The sequence below is a fragment of the Pseudomonas reactans genome, from assembly GCF_013387025.1.
Lineage (GTDB): Bacteria > Pseudomonadota > Gammaproteobacteria > Pseudomonadales > Pseudomonadaceae > Aquipseudomonas > Aquipseudomonas reactans.
The window spans coordinates 1-18,242 of sequence record NZ_JACAQP010000011.1 but is presented as its reverse complement, the minus strand read 5'-3'; the positions used below and the strand labels follow the sequence as shown (position 1 = coordinate 18,242).

Below are 18,242 nucleotides of genomic sequence, written 5' to 3'. Positions count from 1 at the left end.
CTGCTTACGCCTCTTTCCGGGCGGAGAAGAACTCCGCCTCGCTGACAATTCGGTTGACCAGGCGGCCCACGCCTTCGACTTCCACCACCACTTCATCGCCAGGCACCACATCGGCCAGGCCCTCGGGCGTGCCGGTGGCGATCATGTCGCCGGGTTGCAGGGTCATGAAGCTGGACAGGTATTCGATGAGGTAGGGGATGTCGAAAATCATGTCGCGGGTGCTGCCCTCCTGGCGCAGTTCACCGTTGATCCAGGTACGCAGGGTCAGGTTGCCTGGGTTGGGCACATCGGCCACGTCGACGATCCACGGGCCGACCGGAGTGGTGGCGTCGCGGTTTTTCACGCGCAGGTTGGGGCGGTAGTAGTTTTCCAGGTAGTCGCGGATCGCGTAGTCGTTGCACACTGTGTAGCCGGCCAGGTAGTCGAGCGCATCGGCACGTTTGACGTTGCGTGCGGCCTTGCCGATCACCGCCACCAGCTCGCACTCGTAGTGCATGTAGGCGACATTGTCCGGGCGCCAGGTGACCTGGCGGTGGCCGGTGTAGGTGCCGACGGACTTGATGAAGGCCAGCGGCTCGGTCGGTGGCGTAAAGGCCAGTTCGGCGGCGTGGTCGGCGTAGTTCAAGCCGAGGGCGAACATGTTGCCGGTGGCCGGGGGCAGCCACTCGACCTGATCTTCCGCGAGCAAGCGACCGTCGTCCAGGCGCACGGCATTGTCGACTTCGACCGTTACGGCGTGGATCTTATCTTCATAGCGAATGCGTGCGCGTTTCATGCCGGGGTCTCCGCTTGGATATGGTTGGTCAGGCGGCCCACGCCACTGATCTCGACTTCAACGGTGTCGCCCGGCACCACATCCACGCGGCCTTCGGGCGTGCCGGTGATCAGCACGTCGCCGGGGTACAGGGTCATGAACTCGCTGATTTCGGCGATCAATTGCGGGATGTCCCGCACCCAGTTCGCGGTGGAGTTTTCCTGGCGCAGTTCGCCGTTGACCCACAGCTTGAGGCTCAGTTGGTTGGGGTTGCCCACCTGGTCCTGTGGCACGAACGCCGGCCCCAGCGCGCAGAACCCATCGCGACATTTGGCTTTGACGGCGGGGCGGTAGTAGCTGTCTTCCGGCAGGCTGAATTCGTTGACCACCACATAACCGGCCACATGGGCCATGGCATTGTCCAGGCTGACGCGGCTGGCACGCTGGCCGATCACCACACCCAATGCCGGGCCGGGTTGCAGGCGTTCGCCCTGTGGGTGAAGCACCACCGCATCGTGCTGGTTGCGCGTATTCGGGGTCTTGATAAACAGCACCGGCTTGGTCGGCGGCTTCTGGTAGGGCGCCTGCTGGAAGGCGGCGAGATGCTGGTCCAGCAGGCCCTGGTAGTTCAGCGCAACGCCGAACAGGGTGCCGCTGGCAACATCATGCAGGGTACGGCTCATGCGTTTCTCCTGACGGTGGCGACTGCTGCATAGGCAGTTCGTTAAGTTGTTAACGTTATAATTAATATGTTAACTACCGTCAAGCGTGGCAAAATCCCTGGCATTCAAATAACAACAAGGGGGCAGCGTGCAGCCGATTCCCAATATCAATATCGGGCAGGTCTACGACCAGCGTTACAGCGATGCCGAGGTGCACTACGACAAGCTCGGCAACCTGGCGGGCTTTTTCGGGCGCAACATGCCCGTGCACCGGCATGACCGGTTTTTCCAGGTGCATTACGTGAAAAGTGGCGCGGTGCGGGTGTACCTGGACGACCGCCAGTATGTGGAGTCCGGGCCGATGTTCTTCCTCACGCCGCCCACGGTGCCCCACGCCTTTGTCACCGAGGCGGATGCCGATGGGCACGTGCTGACGGTTCGTCAGCAGTTGGTCTGGGGGTTGATCGACGCCGACCCCAGCCTGGCCTCCGGCGCCGCCTGCGTGGCGTTGACGGCGGGTGATCAAGGCCTGGATCGATTGTTCGAAGAGTTGAGCGATGAGATCAACGCCGGACGGGCAGGGCGCGCGGCGGCCCTGGACAGCCTTACGCGGCTGATCATGATCCGCCTGCTGCGGCTGTGCGCCCACTCGTTACCGGCGCGGCCGACCCGCCACGAAGACCTGCGCATCTTCCATCGCTTCAACGAGTTGATCGAGGCGCACTACCTGGAACACTGGCCGCTGGCGCGCTATGCCGTGGGGATTGGCGTGACCGAGGCTCGCCTGAATGAGGTGTGCCGGCGCCTGGCCGACCTGCCGTCCAAGCGCCTGATCCTTGAGCGCGTGATGCAGGAAGCCAAGCGCCTGTTGCTGTTCACCGGCAGTTCCGCCAACGAAATCTGCTACCAGCTCGGCTTCAAGGACCCGGCGTATTTCAGCCGGTTTTTCCTTCGTTATGCGCAGGTGACGCCGGGGGAGTATCGGCTGCGGCAGTCGGGCTTGCGTTGACCTGCCACGCGCCGCCCAGTGCGGTGTACAACTTCACCTCGGCCACCAGTTGTGCCAGGCGGTCGACGATCAGCGCCTGCTGCGAGCTGAACAGCGTACGTTGCGCATCGAGGAAGGTGAGGTTGCTGTCCACGCCGCTGCGGTAGCGGTGTTCGGCCAGGTTGTAATACTGCTGGTTGGCCGCGACGAAATCCCGTTGTGCCTCCAGCTGGTCGGTATAGGTCTGCCGCGCCGCGAGGCCATCGGCGACTTCCTGGAAAGCGGTCTGGATGGATTTTTCGTACTGCGCCACGGTAATGTCCTTTTGCAGCTTGGCGTAGTCGAGGCTGGCGCGCAGGCTGCCGGCGTTGAAGATCGGCAGGTTGATCTGCGGCTGGAACGTCCAACTGCCGGAGCCGGCCTTGAACAGCCCTGACAGTTCCGTACTGGCGGTGCCGGCGTTGGCAGTGAGGCTCACTGACGGGAAAAACGCAGCGCGTGCGGCGCCGATATTGGCATTGGCGGCGCGCAGTTGGTATTCGGCCTGGAGGATATCCGGACGGCGTTGCAGCAGGTCCGAAGGCAGGCCGGCCGGCACCCTTGCGACTAAGTCATCCGCCAGCGGGCGCGACGGCAGTTGTTCGTCCACCGGGCCACCCACCAGCAGGGCCAGACTGTTGAGGTCTTGGGCGACCTGGCGCTCATAACGGGCCACGCTGGCACGGGTGCTTTCGACGCTGGTACTGGCTTGCACCACGTCCAGTGCCGACGCCTTGCCGGCGGTTTTACTGCGGCTGGTGAGGCGCAGGCTGTGCTCGTTGGCGACCAGGGTTTGTCGGGCCAGGGCCAGCAGTTCCTGGTCGGCGCGCCAGGTCAGGTAGGCATTGGCGACATTGGCGACCAGGCTCAACTGCGCGCTGCGTCGGGCCTCTTCGGTACCGAGGTAGGTGAGCATCGCCTGTTCGCTGAGGCTGTGGATGCGGCCGAACAGATCCAGCTCATAGGCGCTAATGCCCAGGGTCGCGGAATAGCTCGACGTGATGGCAGGCTTGCCCGTGCCGGTCACATCCCCCGGCAAACGCCGACGCTGACCGGCCCCGGTGGCAGAGACGGCCGGGAACAGGTCCGCGCGCTGGATACGGTACTGCGCCTGGAACGCCTCGACGTTCAGCGCCGCCACCCGCAGGTCGCGGTTGTTGACCAAGGCCTCGCCAATCAACCGTTGCAACGCCGGGTCATGAAACAACTGCTGCCAGTCCGACGTGCCGGGCTGTGCCAGCGCGTATACCCCTTGCTGGGGATACTGCGCCGGCACGGGCGCCTCAGGCCGTTGATAATCGGGGATCAGCGAGCAGCCGCCGAGCAGCCCTGCCATCGCGAATGCGCTCAATTTATTCATCAGGCGCCAACCATCCATTTGGCCAGGCCATGCCGACCACTCACGCCCAACTTGGCCGCGGCGCGCTTGAGGTAGGTTTCGATGGAGCTGTTCTTCACGCTGAGTTTTTCCGCCATTTGCGGCACGGTGCCACCGGTCAGCAGGCCCAGGCACACCTCTTGTTCGCGAGCCGACAGGGTGATTTCACCGAGGGACAGGCGCTTGTAGAACTCACGCTGCAATTGGGATTGCTCCAGCAAAGTGTGGGCCGGTTCGGCCGCAGGTTGGGGCGCCTGGCGCAGGCTCTGGGCATGGCACTCGATCAACGGCAGCAGGGTGTCCGACAGGCACTTGAGAAACGACAACTCGGCCAGGGAAAACCCGCGATGGTTGGGTGGGCGATAAAACGAAATCACACAGCGCCGGTTACCCTGGCGTGACACCAGGTTGCACTGGTGCGAGGTGCCACGCGGGAACACGCTCTTGGCCTTGGCCTTCAACTGGATCAGCAGTGGGTCCTGCATGCCGAGCATTTCCCGCAGCAACGGGTGGTCGTCCATGGAGTTCAGCACCAGCGGCGGCAGGTCCTGGGTCTGACCGGCGCTGCCGAGCAGCTTGATATCGAGCACGCGGTCGCGCAGCGCGTCGAGGGTCCATTCACTGAGGTCCACCAGGTGGATCGGCACCCACTTGTCCACCAGGTGCAGCATGTGTGCGGCGAAGTCCGCGTGGCCACTGCTGGCAATCAACTCACCCATTTCAGCATAGAAATTCGGGCTTTGCGGGTTGGCAATACTGCTGGTCAAACTCATAGCCATCTCATCCTTGATGTCGAAAACCGTCAACAGACTCTCTGGGCTTCTGCGGGGGCGATCCGTTGCTCACACACCAGAGTCGGTAGTCGAGATTGTATTTAGCCAGGGGATTCGTCCTACGTATGTAGCGGAAACGAGGGACACAACCTGCCATAAAAACCACGTCATTAATTCGACGTTTCTGAGAGGCAATTCCGGCTTAGAAAAACCATAAGAGGTTTTTAGAGTTAATTAACTATTTGATAATTAAGAAAAATAATTAATTTTTAAAACAATCAATGAGAGCTGGCAGCGGTCATGGATAGCCAATTTCCTACACAGCTTTAATCGTTTCAGCAATGAACCCTCAGCCAAGCCTGTTCCATCCATTTGGATGTCCGGGTTTAGGGTGTCAGACAGCCCCGATCCCTCATGCTCCAATCCGGCCTATTCGTCGTAATGGGCCTCCCTGCGCGGCCAGTGCCTGAACCCCATGAGAAGGATCTTATGAAGCATTCCTCCAGCTTCCCCCTTACCGCCGCCCAACAGGACATCTGGCTCGACCAACTGCGCGTGGGCGATTCGCCGCTGTACAACATCGGCGGCTATGTGGATTTTGCCGGCCCCATCGCGCAAGACCTGATGCTGCGCGCTATCGAGTTATTGGTGATCAAGCACGATGCGTTGCGCACGCAACTGCACACCGACGCCAACGGTTTGCCTCGGCAGACCTTCGCTACCACGTTGCCCGTCGACCTGGCCCTGCATGATGTTGCCGGCGAGGCTGATCCACAGGCCGCCAGCCAGGCGCTGATGCAGGCGCAAATGGCCCTGCCATTCACCCTGCAGGGCGCGCCGCTGTTTCGCTTCTTCCTGGTCAAGCTCGATGACGATCACTACCGCCTCGGCACCCAGGCCCACCACCTGATCCTCGATGGCTGGGGCTTCGGCCAGATGCTGCAATCCCTGGCCCGGCTGTACACCGACCTGCAACAAGGCAGGCAACCGGAGCCGCTGGCGCCGTCGTATCTCGACTTCATCGACGCGGATGAGCGCTATCACGCCTCGGCCCGCTATGCCCGCGACCGTGGGTATTGGCTGAGCAAATACCGCGTGCTGCCGGAGCCTTTACTGACGCCCCGGTATACCGCCAGGATGTCCAGCAATACCTTGGTCCAAGGGTTTCCGGTGGCGCTGCTCAACCGTATGGAGCAAGTGGCCCACCGGTACCAGGCCTCGGCATTTCATGTGCTGCTGGCGGCGATGTATGTGTATTTCACGCGCACCGCCCAGCGCCAGGAGTGGGTGGTAGGGCTGCCGATTCTCAACCGCTCCAATGCGCGTTTTCGTTCCACCGTCGGGCTGTTCACCCAGGTCAGTGCCGTGCGTTTGCAGTTCGATGAGCAGTTGCCATTCAGCGCTGTGGTGCGCGGGGTGCGTGATCAGCTCAAGCAGGACTTCCGGCACCAACGGTTTCCCCTGAGTGAGATGAACCGTGAGCTGGGCCTGCGCCGCACTGATCGCAGTCAGTTGTTCGACCTTTCAGTGTCCTTCGAGCAGGACGACCATGAACTGCGCTATGGCACTACCGAGGCCCGAGCGGTCAAGGTGTCCAATCACCATGAGCCGTTGCCGCTGGCGATCCACCTGCGCAGCAACCGTTACCAGGACACCGCGTGCCTGCATTGCGTCTACAACGAAGCGTACTTCCAGCACGATGAAGTACTTGTCCTGGCGCAGCGCTTTACCTGGCTGCTGGAGCAAGGGTTGGAGGACGTCGCGCTGAAGATCAGTGATTTCTCCCTGGTGACGCCCGCCGAACAGGCCCAGCTGCAACACTGGAACGCCACCGCCCAGCCCAACGCACCGCTGCAAACCCTGCACGGCCGCATCGAAGCTCAGGCTGCACGTACGCCGGACGCCGTGGCGGCGGTGTACCAAGGCCGGCAGTTGAGCTACGCGCAGCTCAACCAGCAGGCCAATGCGCTGGCCCATCAACTGCTGGAACGCGGTGTACAACCGGACGACCGCGTGGTGATCCTGGCGCGGCGCGGGTTGGAGACGTTGGTGGGGTTGCTGGCGATCCTCAAGTCGGGCGCCTGCTACGTGCCGGTCGACCCGGCCCATCCCGCCGAGCGCCTGAACTATTTGCTGCAAGACAGCGATCCGGTGGTGGTGCTCACCCAGCACGATCTGCTGTCACGTTTGCCTGCGCTGGAGGTGCCGGTGATCCAGCTGGATCGCCCGACCTTCCACCTAGGCACCAACCCCTGCGTAGCGGTCAGCCCTTCCAATCTTGCCTATGTGATCTACACCTCCGGCTCCACCGGCCTGCCCAAGGGCGTGATGGTCGAGCATCACACCGTCGCGAACCTGGTGGACTGGCATTGCCAGGCTTTCGACCTGCACGCCGGTAGCCACACCGCCAGCGTCGCCGGCTTCGGGTTTGACGCGATGGCCTGGGAAGTCTGGCCTGCGCTGTGCGTGGGTGCCACCGTGCACCTGCCGCCGGCTCACGACGGCGCCGAAGATATCGACGCGCTGCTCCGTTGGTGGCAGGCACAGCCGCTGCAGGTGTGCTTCCTGCCGACGCCCGTGGCCGAGTACGCTTTCAGCCAGGGCCTGCAACACCCGACCCTGCGCACCCTACTGATCGGTGGCGACCGATTGCGCTCTTTCACCCAGGCGCAGTCCTTCGCGGTGATCAATAACTACGGCCCCACCGAAGCCACGGTGGTCGCCACCTCCGGTCCCATGGAAGTAGGCCAGCCGTTGCACATCGGCGCGCCCATCGCCAATGCGACGGTGTACTTGCTGGATGAACAGCAACGCCCGGTGCCCATCGGTGTAGCAGGGGAGTTGTACGTCGGCGGCAACGGTGTCGCACGGGGCTACCTCAACCGCCCCGAACTCAGTGCCGAACGCTTCCTCGACGACCCGTTTATCGAAGGCCGCATGTACCGCACCGGCGACCTCGCGCGCTGGCTGCCGGAGGGCAACCTTGAATACCTGGGGCGCAACGACGACCAGGTGAAAATCCGAGGTATGCGCATCGAACTGGGCGAAATCGAATCCGCCCTGGCCACCCATCCACAGGTACAGGAAGCCGTGGTGCAGTCACGCGATGGGCAATTGCTCGCTTGGTTCGTCCCCCGCGAAGCGCTGCAGATCGAAGCCCTGCGCACCCACCTGCAGGTCTCGCTGCCCGACTACATGCTGCCCGCCGCCTACACGCAACTCGACGCGCTGCCCCTGACCGCCAACGGCAAGCTCGACCGCAAGGCATTGCCCGCGCCGACCCAGGATGCCTTCGTCACGCGCCTGTATGAAGCCCCGCACGCCGGGGTGGAGTCCCTGTTGGCGCAACTCTGGGCCGAGCTGTTGCAGGTGCAGCAGATCGGGCGTCACGACCACTTTTTCGAACTCGGCGGGCATTCGTTGCTGGCCGTGCAGTTGGTGCAACGCATGCGCCAGGTCGGGCTGCGTGCCGATGTGCAGGTGCTGTTCGGCCAGCCGACCCTGGCGGCCTTGGCGGCGGCCAGTGAATACGGCGTGATGGACGCGCCTGAGCTGGCCGAACTGGATCCTGACAACCTGGCGCGCATTGTTGCGAGCATTCCCGGCGGCGCGGCCAACGTGCAGGACGTCTACCCGCTGGCGCCGTTGCAGGAGGGCTTGCTCTACCATCACATCACCGACGAGCGCGATCCGTATCAGCAACAGGCGCTGTTCAGTTTTGCCCGGCGTGAGCAGGTGGACGCATTTGCCCAGGCCCTGCAACAGGTGATCAACCGCCACGACATCCTGCGCACCAGCCTGGTATGGGATGCGCTTGAGCAGCCGATGCAAGTGGTGTGGCGCGCGGCGCTGTTACGCGTTGAACCGTTGCGCGAGGGCTATTTACCGCTGGATTTGCGCCAGGCGCCACTCATGGCCCTGGACTATGCCGAAGAACCGCAGTACCAACGCTGGATCGCTCGCCTGCGCTTCCATCACCTGGTCAACGACGCCACCTCCACCACAATCCTGATGCAGGAACTTCGCGCCCATTTGCTCGGCCAGCAGGCACAACTGCCGGTGCCAGTGCCGTATCGCACTGTGGTGACGCAAGCCCGTTCGCCGGCACGGCAGGCTGGGCATGAGGCGTTCTTTCGCGAGCAACTGGGTGATATCGACGAGCCGACGCTGGCCTTCGGCCTACAGGAACGCCAGGCGGATCGGGCGCACACCGATGAAGCCGAACGCGTGCTGAGCGACCGCCTCAACCTGAGCCTGCGTGCCCAGGCGCGCGGTTTGGGCGTGAGCGCGGCCAGCCTGTTCCATCTGGCCTGGGCCCAGGTGCTCAGCCGCGTAGCGGGCCGCGATGACGTGGTGTTCGGCACCGTGCTGCTCGGCCGTTTGCAGGCGGGCGAGGGCGCCGACCGGGCCCTGGGCATGTTCATCAACACGCTGCCGCTGCGCGTGCGCCTTGCCGGTAAAAACGTGGCTGATGCCCTGCGCGATACTCACGCTCAGCTCAGTGCATTACTCGCCCATGAGCAAGCCTCCCTTGCGTTGGCTCAGCGTTGCAGCAGCGCGTCACCGCTCTTCAACAGCCTGCTCAATTACCGGCACACCGATGCCGAGCGCGACTTGACCCTGGTGCCGGGCATCGCCTTGCTCAGCAGTGAAGACATTCTCAGCTACCCACTGATGCTGACCGTGGATGACACCGCCAGTGGCTTCCAGATCAAGGCTAAGGCCCCAGGTCAGGTCGGCGCCGAGCGCTTGTTGGATTATCTGGAAACCGTGCTGGTCAACCTGGCGGGTACGCTGGAACAGGCACCGCAAACGCCACTGTGTGAAATTCAGGTCCTGCCCGCCCGCGAGTTGAACACCTTGCTGGTGGACTTCAACGCCACTGAAACCACGTACCCCGAAACCCTCACCGTGCAGGCTCTGTTCGAAGCTCACGCGCGGCACATTCCCCACGCCGTGGCGGTGCAGGCCGGCGAGCGGCAACTGACCTACCGCGAGCTCAACGAACGCGCCAATCAACTGGCCTTCCACCTGCGCGAACGCGGGGTGCAACCGGACGCCCGCGTGGCGCTGTGCGTCGAGCGCGGGCTGGACCTGGTGGTGGGCTTGCTGGCGATCCTCAAGGCCGGCGGCGCCTATGTGCCGCTGGACCCTGGCTACCCGCGCGAGCGCCTGGCCTACATGCTCCACGACAGCCAACCGGTTGCATTGCTGGTGCACGCGGCAACCCGCGACTTGCCGGGTGATGTGTCGATCCCGGTGATCGACTTCGACCACTGCGCCTGGAGCCAGGCACCCATCGGCAATCCGTTGGTGCCGGGCTTGAGCGTCGCCAACCTGGCCTACGTGATGTACACCTCGGGCTCCACCGGTACGCCCAAAGGCGTGATGATCGAGCATCGGGGCCTTGGTAACCTGATGCATTGGGGCTCGCAGTTGTGCCCCAACGCCGAGGGCGGCGCGCTGTTGCAACGGGCGCCCTTCAGCTTCGACGGCTCGGTGTGGGAGCTGTTCTGGCCACTCACCAACGGCATGCGGTTGGTGCTCGCCCGGCCGGATGGTCACCGTGAGCCTGCGTACCTGGCGCAGGTGATTCGCGAACAGCAGATCAGCGTGATCAAGTTCGTGCCGGCCATGCTCCAGCAGTTTCTTGAACTGGAAGAATCTGCCCTGTGCACCAGCCTCACTGAAGTGCTGTGTGGCGGCGGCGAACTCACCGAAGCCCTGGCCCGTGGCGTGCAGGCGCGCTTGCCCAAGGTGCGCCTGCATAATGTCTACGGGCCTACCGAAGCCACGGTGGACAGCAGCGCATGGACCCTGGAGCCCGGCGCGCCGGTGCCTGCGCTGCAACTGCCGATTGGCCGGGCGATCAACAACACGCGTCTGTATGTGCTCGACGAACACGATGCGCCTGTGCCGATGGGTGTCAGTGGGCAGTTGCATATCGGTGGGGTCGGCGTGGCCCGTGGTTATCTGGGGCTGGAGCAGATGACCGCCGAACGGTTTATCGACAGCCCGTTTGTTGACGGCGACCGGCTGTACCGCACGGGTGATCTGGTGCGTTACCTGCCGGACGGCAACCTTGAGTTTCTGGGGCGTAATGACTTCCAGGTCAAACTGCGCGGTGTGCGCTTGGAGCTGGGGGAAATTGAATCACGGTTGATGGCGCATCCGGCATTGCGCGAAGTGGCGGTGTTGATTCGGGATGAGCGTTTGGTTGCCTATTTCACTGTGCGGGGGGAGGCACCGAGCCTGGAAGCCTTGCGCGTGCATGTGCTGGAGCAGTTGCCGGAGTACATGGTGCCGGCGGCGTTTGTGCTGTTGGATGAGTTGCCGCTCAATCCTGCGGGAAAACTTGACCGTAAGGCGTTGCCGGAGCCGGGGTTGGAGTCGGTGGTGAGTCGGGCTTATGAGGCGCCGGTGGGGGATGTCGAAACGGTGATGGCCGGAGTTTGGGCCGAGGTGCTGAAGCTTGAGCGGGTGGGGCGGCATGACCATTTCTTTGAGTTGGGGGGGCATTCGTTGTTGGCGGTGAATCTGGTGGCGCGGATGCGCAAGGCGGGGTTGGGGGTGGATGCGCGGACGTTGTTCAGTCATCCGACGTTGGCGCAGTTGGCGGCGCAGACGGCGACGCAGGTGGAGCGGGTGGAGGTTCCTCAGGCGGCCATTCCTCAGCTTAACCGGCGGCGCAGGATCTAAGGTTGGTAATGCGGACCCTGTGGGAGCTGGCTTGCCTGCGAAGGCGGCCTGACAGACGACCTGGATGTTGGATCAGACGGAGTACATATCCGTTATTTGGGTGATGGCGGGTATTGGTTCCGCCCTTACGGCGGGTCACTTTGGAAAAGCCCCAAAGTAACCAAAGGGCTCTTGCCCCAACACTCGGCACCTCNNCGCCGCCACGCGCCATCCATGGCGCGGGGCGGCTAAACCGGCATCCCTGCCGGTTTACCCCCCAAATCCCTGTCGAATTCCGGCCAGCGTGTTTGACGGGGCGCCTGAGATCAAAATCAAGAGCGACTCGCTTCGCATCGTGGATACGCTTTTCGTTTTCTGTAGGAGCCGGCTTGCCGGCGAAAAACGTGAGAACGCCGCGTTCACCCAGATACCCAACGTCATCGTTAACGACCATCGCCGGCAAGCCAGCTCCTACATTTTCTGATCGCGTTCAGGCAGGGTTAGGCGACGGTTTCAGGCATGCGATGGAGCGATCCACCGTCGTCTTGGCAATTTCGAGTAAATGCCACACCGCCAGGATCTTGGCCCGCTCGGGGCTGGGCAGCAGCTCGCCGCAATCCAATGCAGTCGCTGAAGCGCTGTCGAGCAAACTGGCGGTGTAGAGCAGGGCGTCTTCGAAGCTGAGGTCTTCGTTGATGGCGTGGAAACCCTGTGAAGGCAGGTAATGGTCAATGGCGCGGTTGAAGGCGGCGCGGTCATTGGCGGGGTTACAGGGCGGGTCGGGTAGGGCTTTGTTCATGGTGTAACTCCTATTGAGTAAAGGAGCTACCGCCGACGCTGCTAAACGCGGGTGGCAGCTGTACGCGGGTTAGCAGACCGGTCAATAGGAAAACCAGCGCACCCGAAGGTGCCCCGCGCACAGCCACCATAAACGCAGATGTGAACCGTGTGCCCATTGAAGTCAGGCTGCTAAACCCGATCACTGAGTTCAGTGACGGAGCGAAGACTAGCCACCGACCCCGGCAGGCACAAGGCGGCGAGGATTGTCTAGGAAACGTCCTGCAATTAAAAGCGACACGCCTTGCTGGCCCTTTACAAACCATGACCAAATGCCACCAATCCTGCCGCCCACTACTCAACCGCGGCCCCATGGGATTCATGGTTGCCCTGCTGAAAGCATTCATCAAACTGCCGACAAGCGCCTTATAACTCAAAAAAATTTTCCTATGCGATTCAGCTATTGGATTGTTCATGACGTAATGCATTTAATTCGGCACCTAACTCATTGTTGTTCGGAATAAATCAGCGCCGTAAAGCGTTGTAATGAGTCACCGTTCCGCCTTAGAGATGAGCCATGAGCAACCCCGTTGCCCCCGCGCCCCTGATTCGCCTGCTTGGCCTTTGCAAAACCTATGGTGCCCAACGGGCGCTGGATCAGGTCAGCCTGGATATTTATCCGGGCGAGGGCGTGGCGTTGCTTGGCGCCACGGGGGCAGGCAAATCGACCCTGGTTAAAATCCTCAGCGGCACCCTGGCGCCGGACGCGGGTGAACTGTGGGTCGATGGCCAGCGCCAACGTTTCACCTCGCCGTTGTCGGCGCGTCGGGTCGGCATCGTGGCGGTGCACCAACATCCCGACGACGGGATCGCTCCCGGCCTGAGTGTGGCCGAGAACTTGTTGCTCGATGAGCTGGGCCAACCCGACGCCGACTTCTTGCTCAACCGCAAAAACCTGCTGCAACGTGCCGAAGCCATCGCCGCCGGGCTGGGCCTGGAGCTGCCGCTGCAACACCCGGTCGAACGCCTCGGCCAGGCGGACCGCCAACTGCTGGTGCTGGCCCGCGCTTTTGCCCAGCAACCCCGTTTCCTGATCCTCGACGAACCCACCGCGGCCCTGTCGGAAACCGACGCCGAACGCCTGCTTGGCCTGATCGACAGCCAGCGCGCACGGGGTGTGGCGATCCTTTACATCTCCCAGCGCCTGTCCGACCTGCAACGGGTCACCAACCGCGCGATTGTGTTGCAGGAAGGACGGCTGACCAGTGACCTCAACACCCGGCACTTGCCAAGTGCCGCATTCACCTTGTTCGGTGATGTGGCCGAGCAGCCGGCAGTGACACCGGACAAGACCCTGCCGGTGCCGTTCCTGGAGCGGTTTACCCGCGCTGGGTTTATCCGCAATCGGGCGGAGGGGCGGGCGGTGCAGGAGCAGGTGGCAGGGTTGCGAGTGGGCACGGACGCGGCCGGTGTGCCGCGCAAAAGTGGGATCAATCCGCAAAGTTGATTTGCAGGCGTGGGCGCACATCCATCAAACTGACCCGCCCCGTCGCCTCTCGAGGATCTCGACATGCCTGACACATTGTTACCGCTGGCCTTGCCTGGCGTTGCGCTGAGGCGCTGGCGCCTGCTGCACCGCGTCAAGCAATCCCATGCCGCGCAGGTGTTCGGTGTGACCCAGTCGACCATTTCCCGCTGGGAAAGCGGCGTGCAGGCCATGGACCCGGTGGCGCACAAACAGCTTGAGCAACTGCTGGCCGCTCGCCTCGACGCCGCCGCCGATCAAGTCCTGGCCCGGCTGGTCAGCGAGAGCTCACGGCCCATGCACCTTGTCTGCGACCTGACCCACCGTCTGCTGGCGTGCTCTCCAAGCCGAGCGGCCGAGTTCACGCGCCCGATCAGTGAGTTGATGGGCTGCTCTCTTTGGCGTTTCGCCACCCCCGAGATCATGTGCAAGGAGCTTGCGCTCAACGCATCCGGATGGCGCGAAATCCTGGCACCCCCCGCCGTGGAGTTTTCCACGGGCGCCAATGACTCGCTGCTCGTGCCCATCACGCAAGGCGTTTGCCGCTGGACCCGTATCCCCCTCTCGGACGGAACGGCCGCGCGCCTGGTCGAGACACTCTGACGCGGGCGCACGCATATCTTATGCGTGGACGTCGGATAGCCCTGGACCTAGTCTGGCCGCCTGTGCAGTCGCGCAGCACGTCAGTCGACCGAGCCAGAGAACACCATGGACACCGAAGAGATCAAAGGGCGCCTCGCCTTCATTCGCGAGGCGGAAAAACTCAAGGACGTACTCCGCAGCGCCCACACCACCTCAGGCCGCACCGAAAGCACCGCGGAACATAGCTGGCGCCTGTGCCTGATGGCGATGGTTTTCGAGGATCAATTCCGCCATCTCGACAGGCTCAAACTGCTCAAGATGTGCGTCATCCATGACCTGGGGGAGGCCATCCATGGCGACATCCCGGCCATCCACAAAGCGTCGTTTCCCGACAAGAGCGAGCAAGAGAGAAAAGACCTTCTGCATCTGACCCGCGCCCTCGACGGGCCATTGCAAACGCAGATAATGGCGCTGTGGGAGGACTATGAAGCCGCACAGTCTGCCGAGGCCAAGGCCGTCAAGGCGCTGGACAAACTGGAAACCCTTCTCCAGCACAATCAGGGCAAGAACCCGCCCGATTTCGACTATGGATTCAACCTGACCTACGGCAAAGGCTACACGGATGCCGATCCTTTGTTTGAGAGGCTTCGCGGGCTTATTGATGAGGGGACGCGGGAGAAAATCGACCTGTTGAGCCGGTGAAACTTCTGCCTATCGACGCTCTGGCACAAACGCCACGCTCCCATCCTCACGCTTGTGAAACCACCGCTCGCCATTATCCGGCTGGGTGCCAATCACCCGATGATCCTTGCCCAGGTAAGCCAGTGGCGCGGGATCGTCCTTGGCGTACTGCGCGACAATGATCGTGCGTTGCGGATCGAAGGCCTTGCCGCTGGTTTTTTCCAGCCAGGCCAGGAATGCTGCGCTATCGCCCTGGCGCGGGAAGTCCTGGGTTTCGGCCACGTAGTAGAACGGCTTGCCGCCGTTTTGCAGGTACATCGGCACTTTGTTGTCCGCTTCCACCAGCACCAATTGCCATTGCTCCCACGGCGCGATTTGGGTCGCTTCGGCTCGAACGTCTTCGGCAAAGCGGGTCACGCCGCCGTTGCTGTTGCTCCAGGGGTAGGCCACACCGAGTATCAGCAGCATCAGCGCTGCGGCGATGGCGAAGCCTTTGAACCAGCGTGACTGGCTGGCCGGCCGTGCCCGCAGGCGTTCGCTGACCCACCAGGCGCCGAGCAGTTGGGCGAAGGGCACCAGTGGCAGTACGTAATAGCTGCGGCGGCTGCCGCTGGCAGTAAAGAATATGAACAACAGGCCCAGGCCCCACACCAGCCAGCGCACATTCGGCGGCGTCTGGCGCCAGTGACGCAGCGCCAGCCACAGGCCGAGCAACCAGCAGGGTACCCAGGGCAGGGTGTAGGCGGGCAGGTAGATCAGGTAGGTGTAGATCGGTCCCATATGGTCGAACGGGTCGAAAAAGCGCACCACGTTTTCGCGGAACACCAGGGCCAGGCCGCTGCTGCCATAGCTCGGGGCACCGTAGACATGGGACAGCACGAAGGGCACGGCATACACCGCCGCCGCGATCAGCACGGCACACACCAGGCGCAGGTTGAGATGGCGTTTGTAGCGATGTTCAGCCAGCAGGTGCGGTAGCAGCACCAGGCCGGGCAGCACAAAACCGATCAGTCCTTTGAACAGCGATGTCACGGCCAGCAGCAGGAAGAACACGGTATAGCGACCCAGCCGCGTGTCCTCCGGCCCGCGCCAGTACCACCATACCGCCGCCAGTACGCCACACACCGTCAGCACGTCCGCCGTGGCGACGCGCGCCCAGAACAGGAAGTAGAAGGTGGTGGCGAGCATCCAACCGGCAATCAGCCCGGTGCCCTTGCGCAGCAGTTGTTCGCCGATCAGGTAGACCAGCCACACGCTCAGCCAGGCGCCGATCACGGACGGCAAGCGCAGTGACCAGGGACCGAGGCCACCCAGCAAGTGGGCACTGGCGGTGATCAGCCAGTAGGAGGGAAGGGGTTTGTCGTAATACGGTGCGCCCTTGAGGTAGGGGTCGAAGTAGTCACCGCTCTGCAGCATCTGCAAGGCGATGTTCGCCCAACGGGTTTCCGGGCCCCACAGGTCGCGTGCGCCCAGGCCGGTCAGCAGCAGCAGGGCAGTGACGCCCAGCAACAGCAGCAGGGCACCGCGTTCGGTCTTCCAGAAAGCTGACATCATGGCGATTGCGGGTAGATGATCAGTTCGAGGGAGCCCTTGTAGTAGCGTTTGCCTCCTGGCGGCAGTTGCCCGGCTTCGCGCATTTCACTGGTGCTGTTGACGCGCATCAGTACGCCCACCGAGCCGAGTTGGCGCTGTTCCTTGAGCCAGTCCTGCACCTCTTCCAACTCCACTTTGCGATGGACCGAGCCTGCGTACTGCAAGCCATAACGCAGTTCGCCCTCGGTGTCGTACAGCGCCACTTCCGGGCGTTTCAGGCGCCAGGCCAGTGCGCTGGCATTCCCCAGTTCATTGCTCAGCAAGGCTTGGGTCTGTTGCAGTTCTTCCAGGTGTTCGAGCACAAACTGGTCGGGCATTTCGTTGTCCGCGATCCACTCCGGCATGCTCGCTGGTAGCAGGATCACTAGCAGGCCGATGCCCAGCGCTGGCATCGCCCACAGCGTCAGCGGGCGGAAGGCTTGCAGCAGGTTGGTGAGGATCCACCCCAGCAACACGATAAACGCCAGGGACAGGCTGAACATTTCCGCATGGCTGTTGCTGTACAGCGGCCGGGCGATCTGCAGGTAGATCAGCACGATCATGGCCGCCATGCCGATCACGAAGTTGAGCAGGCCATTGAGGCAGATCGAGCGGGCTTTATGCTGGTTGATCAGGCCGACCAGCGTATGCCCCATCAACAAGGCCAGGGGGAGCAGGCACGGCATGATGTAGGTCGGCAGTTTGCCGTTGCTCAGGCTGAAGAAACCCAGCGGCAACAGCAGCCACAGGGCGAGGAAAGCGATGGCCGGCTGGCGCCTTTCCTGCCAGGTCTTGCGCAGTGTATTCGGCAGCAACCCTGCCCAGGGCAGGCAAGCCACCGCGATGATCGGCAGGAAGAACCACCACGGCCGCACGTGCTGTGCGTTGTCGGCGCTGAAGCGGCGGATGTGTTCATTCCAGAAAAAGAAGCGCCAGAAGTCCGGTTCTTGCAGATGGATCGCCAACGCCCAAGGCAGGCACACCAGCAAACACACCAGCATGGCCAGCGGGCCATAGCGCAGCAGTTCGCCCAGGCGGCGTTGCCAGAGCATGTAAGGCACGGCGATCAACACCGGCAACGCCAAGGCCAGGAACCCCTTGGTCAGGAAACCCAGTGCACAGGCTAGGCCCACGACGGCCCAGGCCCACAGACGATCGCGCACTGTGTGGCTGTCGAGGGCAAACCACAGGGCTACCAGGCTCAGGTTGACCCACAGGGTGAATTGCGGATCCAGGTTGGAGTAGCCCGCTTGCCCGGCCACCAGACCGAAGCTCAGGTAGAGCAGGGCGCAGGCGAAGCTTTTGCGCGGGTCATTCCACAGGCGGCGGGCGATCAAGTAGGCCAGCAGCACGCTCAAGCCGGACGTAAGCGCCGAGGCGATGCGCACGCCGAACAGGTTCTGGCCGAACACTGCCTGGCCCAGGGCGATCAACCAATAGCCGCCAGCGGGTTTTTCGAAATAGCGGATGCCCATGAAATGCGGCGCTACCCAGTTGCCGCTCTGGAGCATTTCCTGGCTGATCTGGCCATAGCGGGTTTCGTCCGGGATCCATAAGCCGTGCAGGCCCAGGGGCAACAGGTAAAACGCGACAAAGGCCAGTAATAACAGTGGCAGAGGTTTTAATCGAGTCATGCAAACGTCGCTCCCTGACGTTTAGTTGTGGGGAATTCAAGTAATGAAGTAATAGAAGAAAATGTCACAGTGGTCACTGAATTACGGAAAATAGTCATGATGTCCTTAGTTAAAAGGCGCAACTAAGGATGGTCTGAAGTAGCCATGTATTTCCCCGGCATACCACCTAGCGCAACTTTTAAACTCGCCAAATGATCAA

General features: G+C 62.4%; 12 protein-coding genes. 5 read left to right on the top strand and 7 right to left on the bottom strand.

The annotated features are described in order from the left end of the window. Positions 1 to 4: 4 nt before the first annotated feature. Positions 5 to 775 carry a fumarylacetoacetate hydrolase family protein gene (locus HX793_RS14000; RefSeq protein WP_177095100.1) on the bottom strand — a complete coding sequence of 257 codons (771 nt, stop codon included), beginning with the start codon at positions 773 to 775 and terminating at the stop codon, positions 5 to 7. Further along, a complete protein-coding gene (locus tag HX793_RS13995; protein WP_177062093.1) occupies positions 772 to 1,437 on the bottom strand; it encodes a fumarylacetoacetate hydrolase family protein in 666 nt (221 codons plus the stop codon). The genes HX793_RS14000 and HX793_RS13995 overlap by 4 nt, the downstream gene beginning before the upstream one ends. A gap of 127 nt (positions 1,438 to 1,564) precedes the next feature. Here HX793_RS13995 and hpaA point away from each other — a divergent pair, with 127 nt between their 5' ends. After that, positions 1,565 to 2,425, top strand: coding sequence for a 4-hydroxyphenylacetate catabolism regulatory protein HpaA (hpaA, locus tag HX793_RS13990; RefSeq protein ID WP_177062091.1), 861 nt, complete (start codon positions 1,565 to 1,567; stop codon positions 2,423 to 2,425). Here the strand turns inward: hpaA and adeC are convergent. Beyond that, complete coding sequence (gene adeC / locus HX793_RS13985) at positions 2,352 to 3,803, bottom strand: AdeC/AdeK/OprM family multidrug efflux complex outer membrane factor (RefSeq protein WP_177062089.1); 1,452 nt, start codon at positions 3,801 to 3,803, stop codon at positions 2,352 to 2,354. The genes hpaA and adeC overlap by 74 nt on opposite strands. Continuing rightward, positions 3,803 to 4,594, bottom strand: a complete 792-nt coding sequence (locus tag HX793_RS13980; protein WP_095016852.1) for a helix-turn-helix transcriptional regulator — start codon at positions 4,592 to 4,594, stop codon at positions 3,803 to 3,805. Before HX793_RS13980 ends, adeC begins: the two co-directional genes overlap by 1 nt. A 489-nt stretch (positions 4,595 to 5,083) precedes the next feature. On the opposite strand from HX793_RS13980, the gene HX793_RS13975 reads away from it, so the two are divergent. Continuing rightward, positions 5,084 to 11,293, top strand: coding sequence for a non-ribosomal peptide synthetase (locus HX793_RS13975; protein WP_177095102.1), 6,210 nt, complete (start codon positions 5,084 to 5,086; stop codon positions 11,291 to 11,293). Positions 11,294 to 11,762: 469 nt separating this feature from the next. On the opposite strand, the gene HX793_RS13970 is transcribed toward HX793_RS13975, so the two are convergent. Beyond that, positions 11,763 to 12,071, bottom strand: a complete 309-nt coding sequence (locus HX793_RS13970; RefSeq protein WP_177062612.1) for a DUF6124 family protein — start codon at positions 12,069 to 12,071, stop codon at positions 11,763 to 11,765. Between the two features lie 555 nt (positions 12,072 to 12,626). On the opposite strand from HX793_RS13970, the gene HX793_RS13965 reads away from it, so the two are divergent. The 3 genes from HX793_RS13965 (at position 12,627) to HX793_RS13955 (ending at position 14,858) form a co-directional block, all read left to right on the top strand. After that, positions 12,627 to 13,556, top strand: coding sequence for an ATP-binding cassette domain-containing protein (locus HX793_RS13965; RefSeq protein WP_177095104.1), 930 nt, complete (start codon positions 12,627 to 12,629; stop codon positions 13,554 to 13,556). Between the two features lie 63 nt (positions 13,557 to 13,619). Next, the gene (locus HX793_RS13960) at positions 13,620 to 14,177 is read left to right on the top strand and encodes a helix-turn-helix domain-containing protein (protein WP_177062608.1); all 558 of its coding nucleotides are present in this window, start codon (positions 13,620 to 13,622) and stop codon (positions 14,175 to 14,177) included. 105 nt (positions 14,178 to 14,282) lie between these two features. Beyond that, entirely contained in the window at positions 14,283 to 14,858 is a 576-nt protein-coding gene (locus HX793_RS13955; RefSeq protein ID WP_177095106.1) for an HD domain-containing protein, read from the top strand. Positions 14,859 to 14,867: 9 nt separating this feature from the next. On the opposite strand, the gene HX793_RS13950 is transcribed toward HX793_RS13955, so the two are convergent. Together HX793_RS13950 and arnT are read right to left on the bottom strand one after the other, a co-directional pair. Further along, entirely contained in the window at positions 14,868 to 16,388 is a 1,521-nt protein-coding gene (locus HX793_RS13950; RefSeq protein WP_177095183.1) for an ArnT family glycosyltransferase, read from the bottom strand. After that, positions 16,388 to 18,043, bottom strand: a complete 1,656-nt coding sequence (gene arnT, locus HX793_RS13945; protein ID WP_177062599.1) for a lipid IV(A) 4-amino-4-deoxy-L-arabinosyltransferase — start codon at positions 18,041 to 18,043, stop codon at positions 16,388 to 16,390. The genes HX793_RS13950 and arnT overlap by 1 nt, the downstream gene beginning before the upstream one ends. Between the last annotated feature and the right edge of the window lie 199 nt (positions 18,044 to 18,242).

What these genes read in the sequence shown, in the direction of transcription:
- HX793_RS14000 (WP_177095100.1), bottom strand. Translation starts at nt 775, where the DNA reads ATGAAACGCGCACGCATTCGCTATGAAGATAAGATCCACGCCGTAACG.
- HX793_RS13995 (WP_177062093.1), bottom strand. Translation starts at nt 1,437, where the DNA reads ATGAGCCGTACCCTGCATGATGTTGCCAGCGGCACCCTGTTCGGCGTT.
- adeC (WP_177062089.1), bottom strand. Translation starts at nt 3,803, where the DNA reads ATGAATAAATTGAGCGCATTCGCGATGGCAGGGCTGCTCGGCGGCTGC.
- HX793_RS13980 (WP_095016852.1), bottom strand. Translation starts at nt 4,594, where the DNA reads ATGAGTTTGACCAGCAGTATTGCCAACCCGCAAAGCCCGAATTTCTAT.
- HX793_RS13975 (WP_177095102.1), top strand. Translation starts at nt 5,084, where the DNA reads ATGAAGCATTCCTCCAGCTTCCCCCTTACCGCCGCCCAACAGGACATC.
- HX793_RS13970 (WP_177062612.1), bottom strand. Translation starts at nt 12,071, where the DNA reads ATGAACAAAGCCCTACCCGACCCGCCCTGTAACCCCGCCAATGACCGC.
- HX793_RS13965 (WP_177095104.1), top strand. Translation starts at nt 12,627, where the DNA reads ATGAGCAACCCCGTTGCCCCCGCGCCCCTGATTCGCCTGCTTGGCCTT.
- HX793_RS13960 (WP_177062608.1), top strand. Translation starts at nt 13,620, where the DNA reads ATGCCTGACACATTGTTACCGCTGGCCTTGCCTGGCGTTGCGCTGAGG.
- HX793_RS13955 (WP_177095106.1), top strand. Translation starts at nt 14,283, where the DNA reads ATGGACACCGAAGAGATCAAAGGGCGCCTCGCCTTCATTCGCGAGGCG.
- HX793_RS13950 (WP_177095183.1), bottom strand. Translation starts at nt 16,388, where the DNA reads ATGTCAGCTTTCTGGAAGACCGAACGCGGTGCCCTGCTGCTGTTGCTG.
- arnT (WP_177062599.1), bottom strand. Translation starts at nt 18,043, where the DNA reads ATGACTCGATTAAAACCTCTGCCACTGTTATTACTGGCCTTTGTCGCG.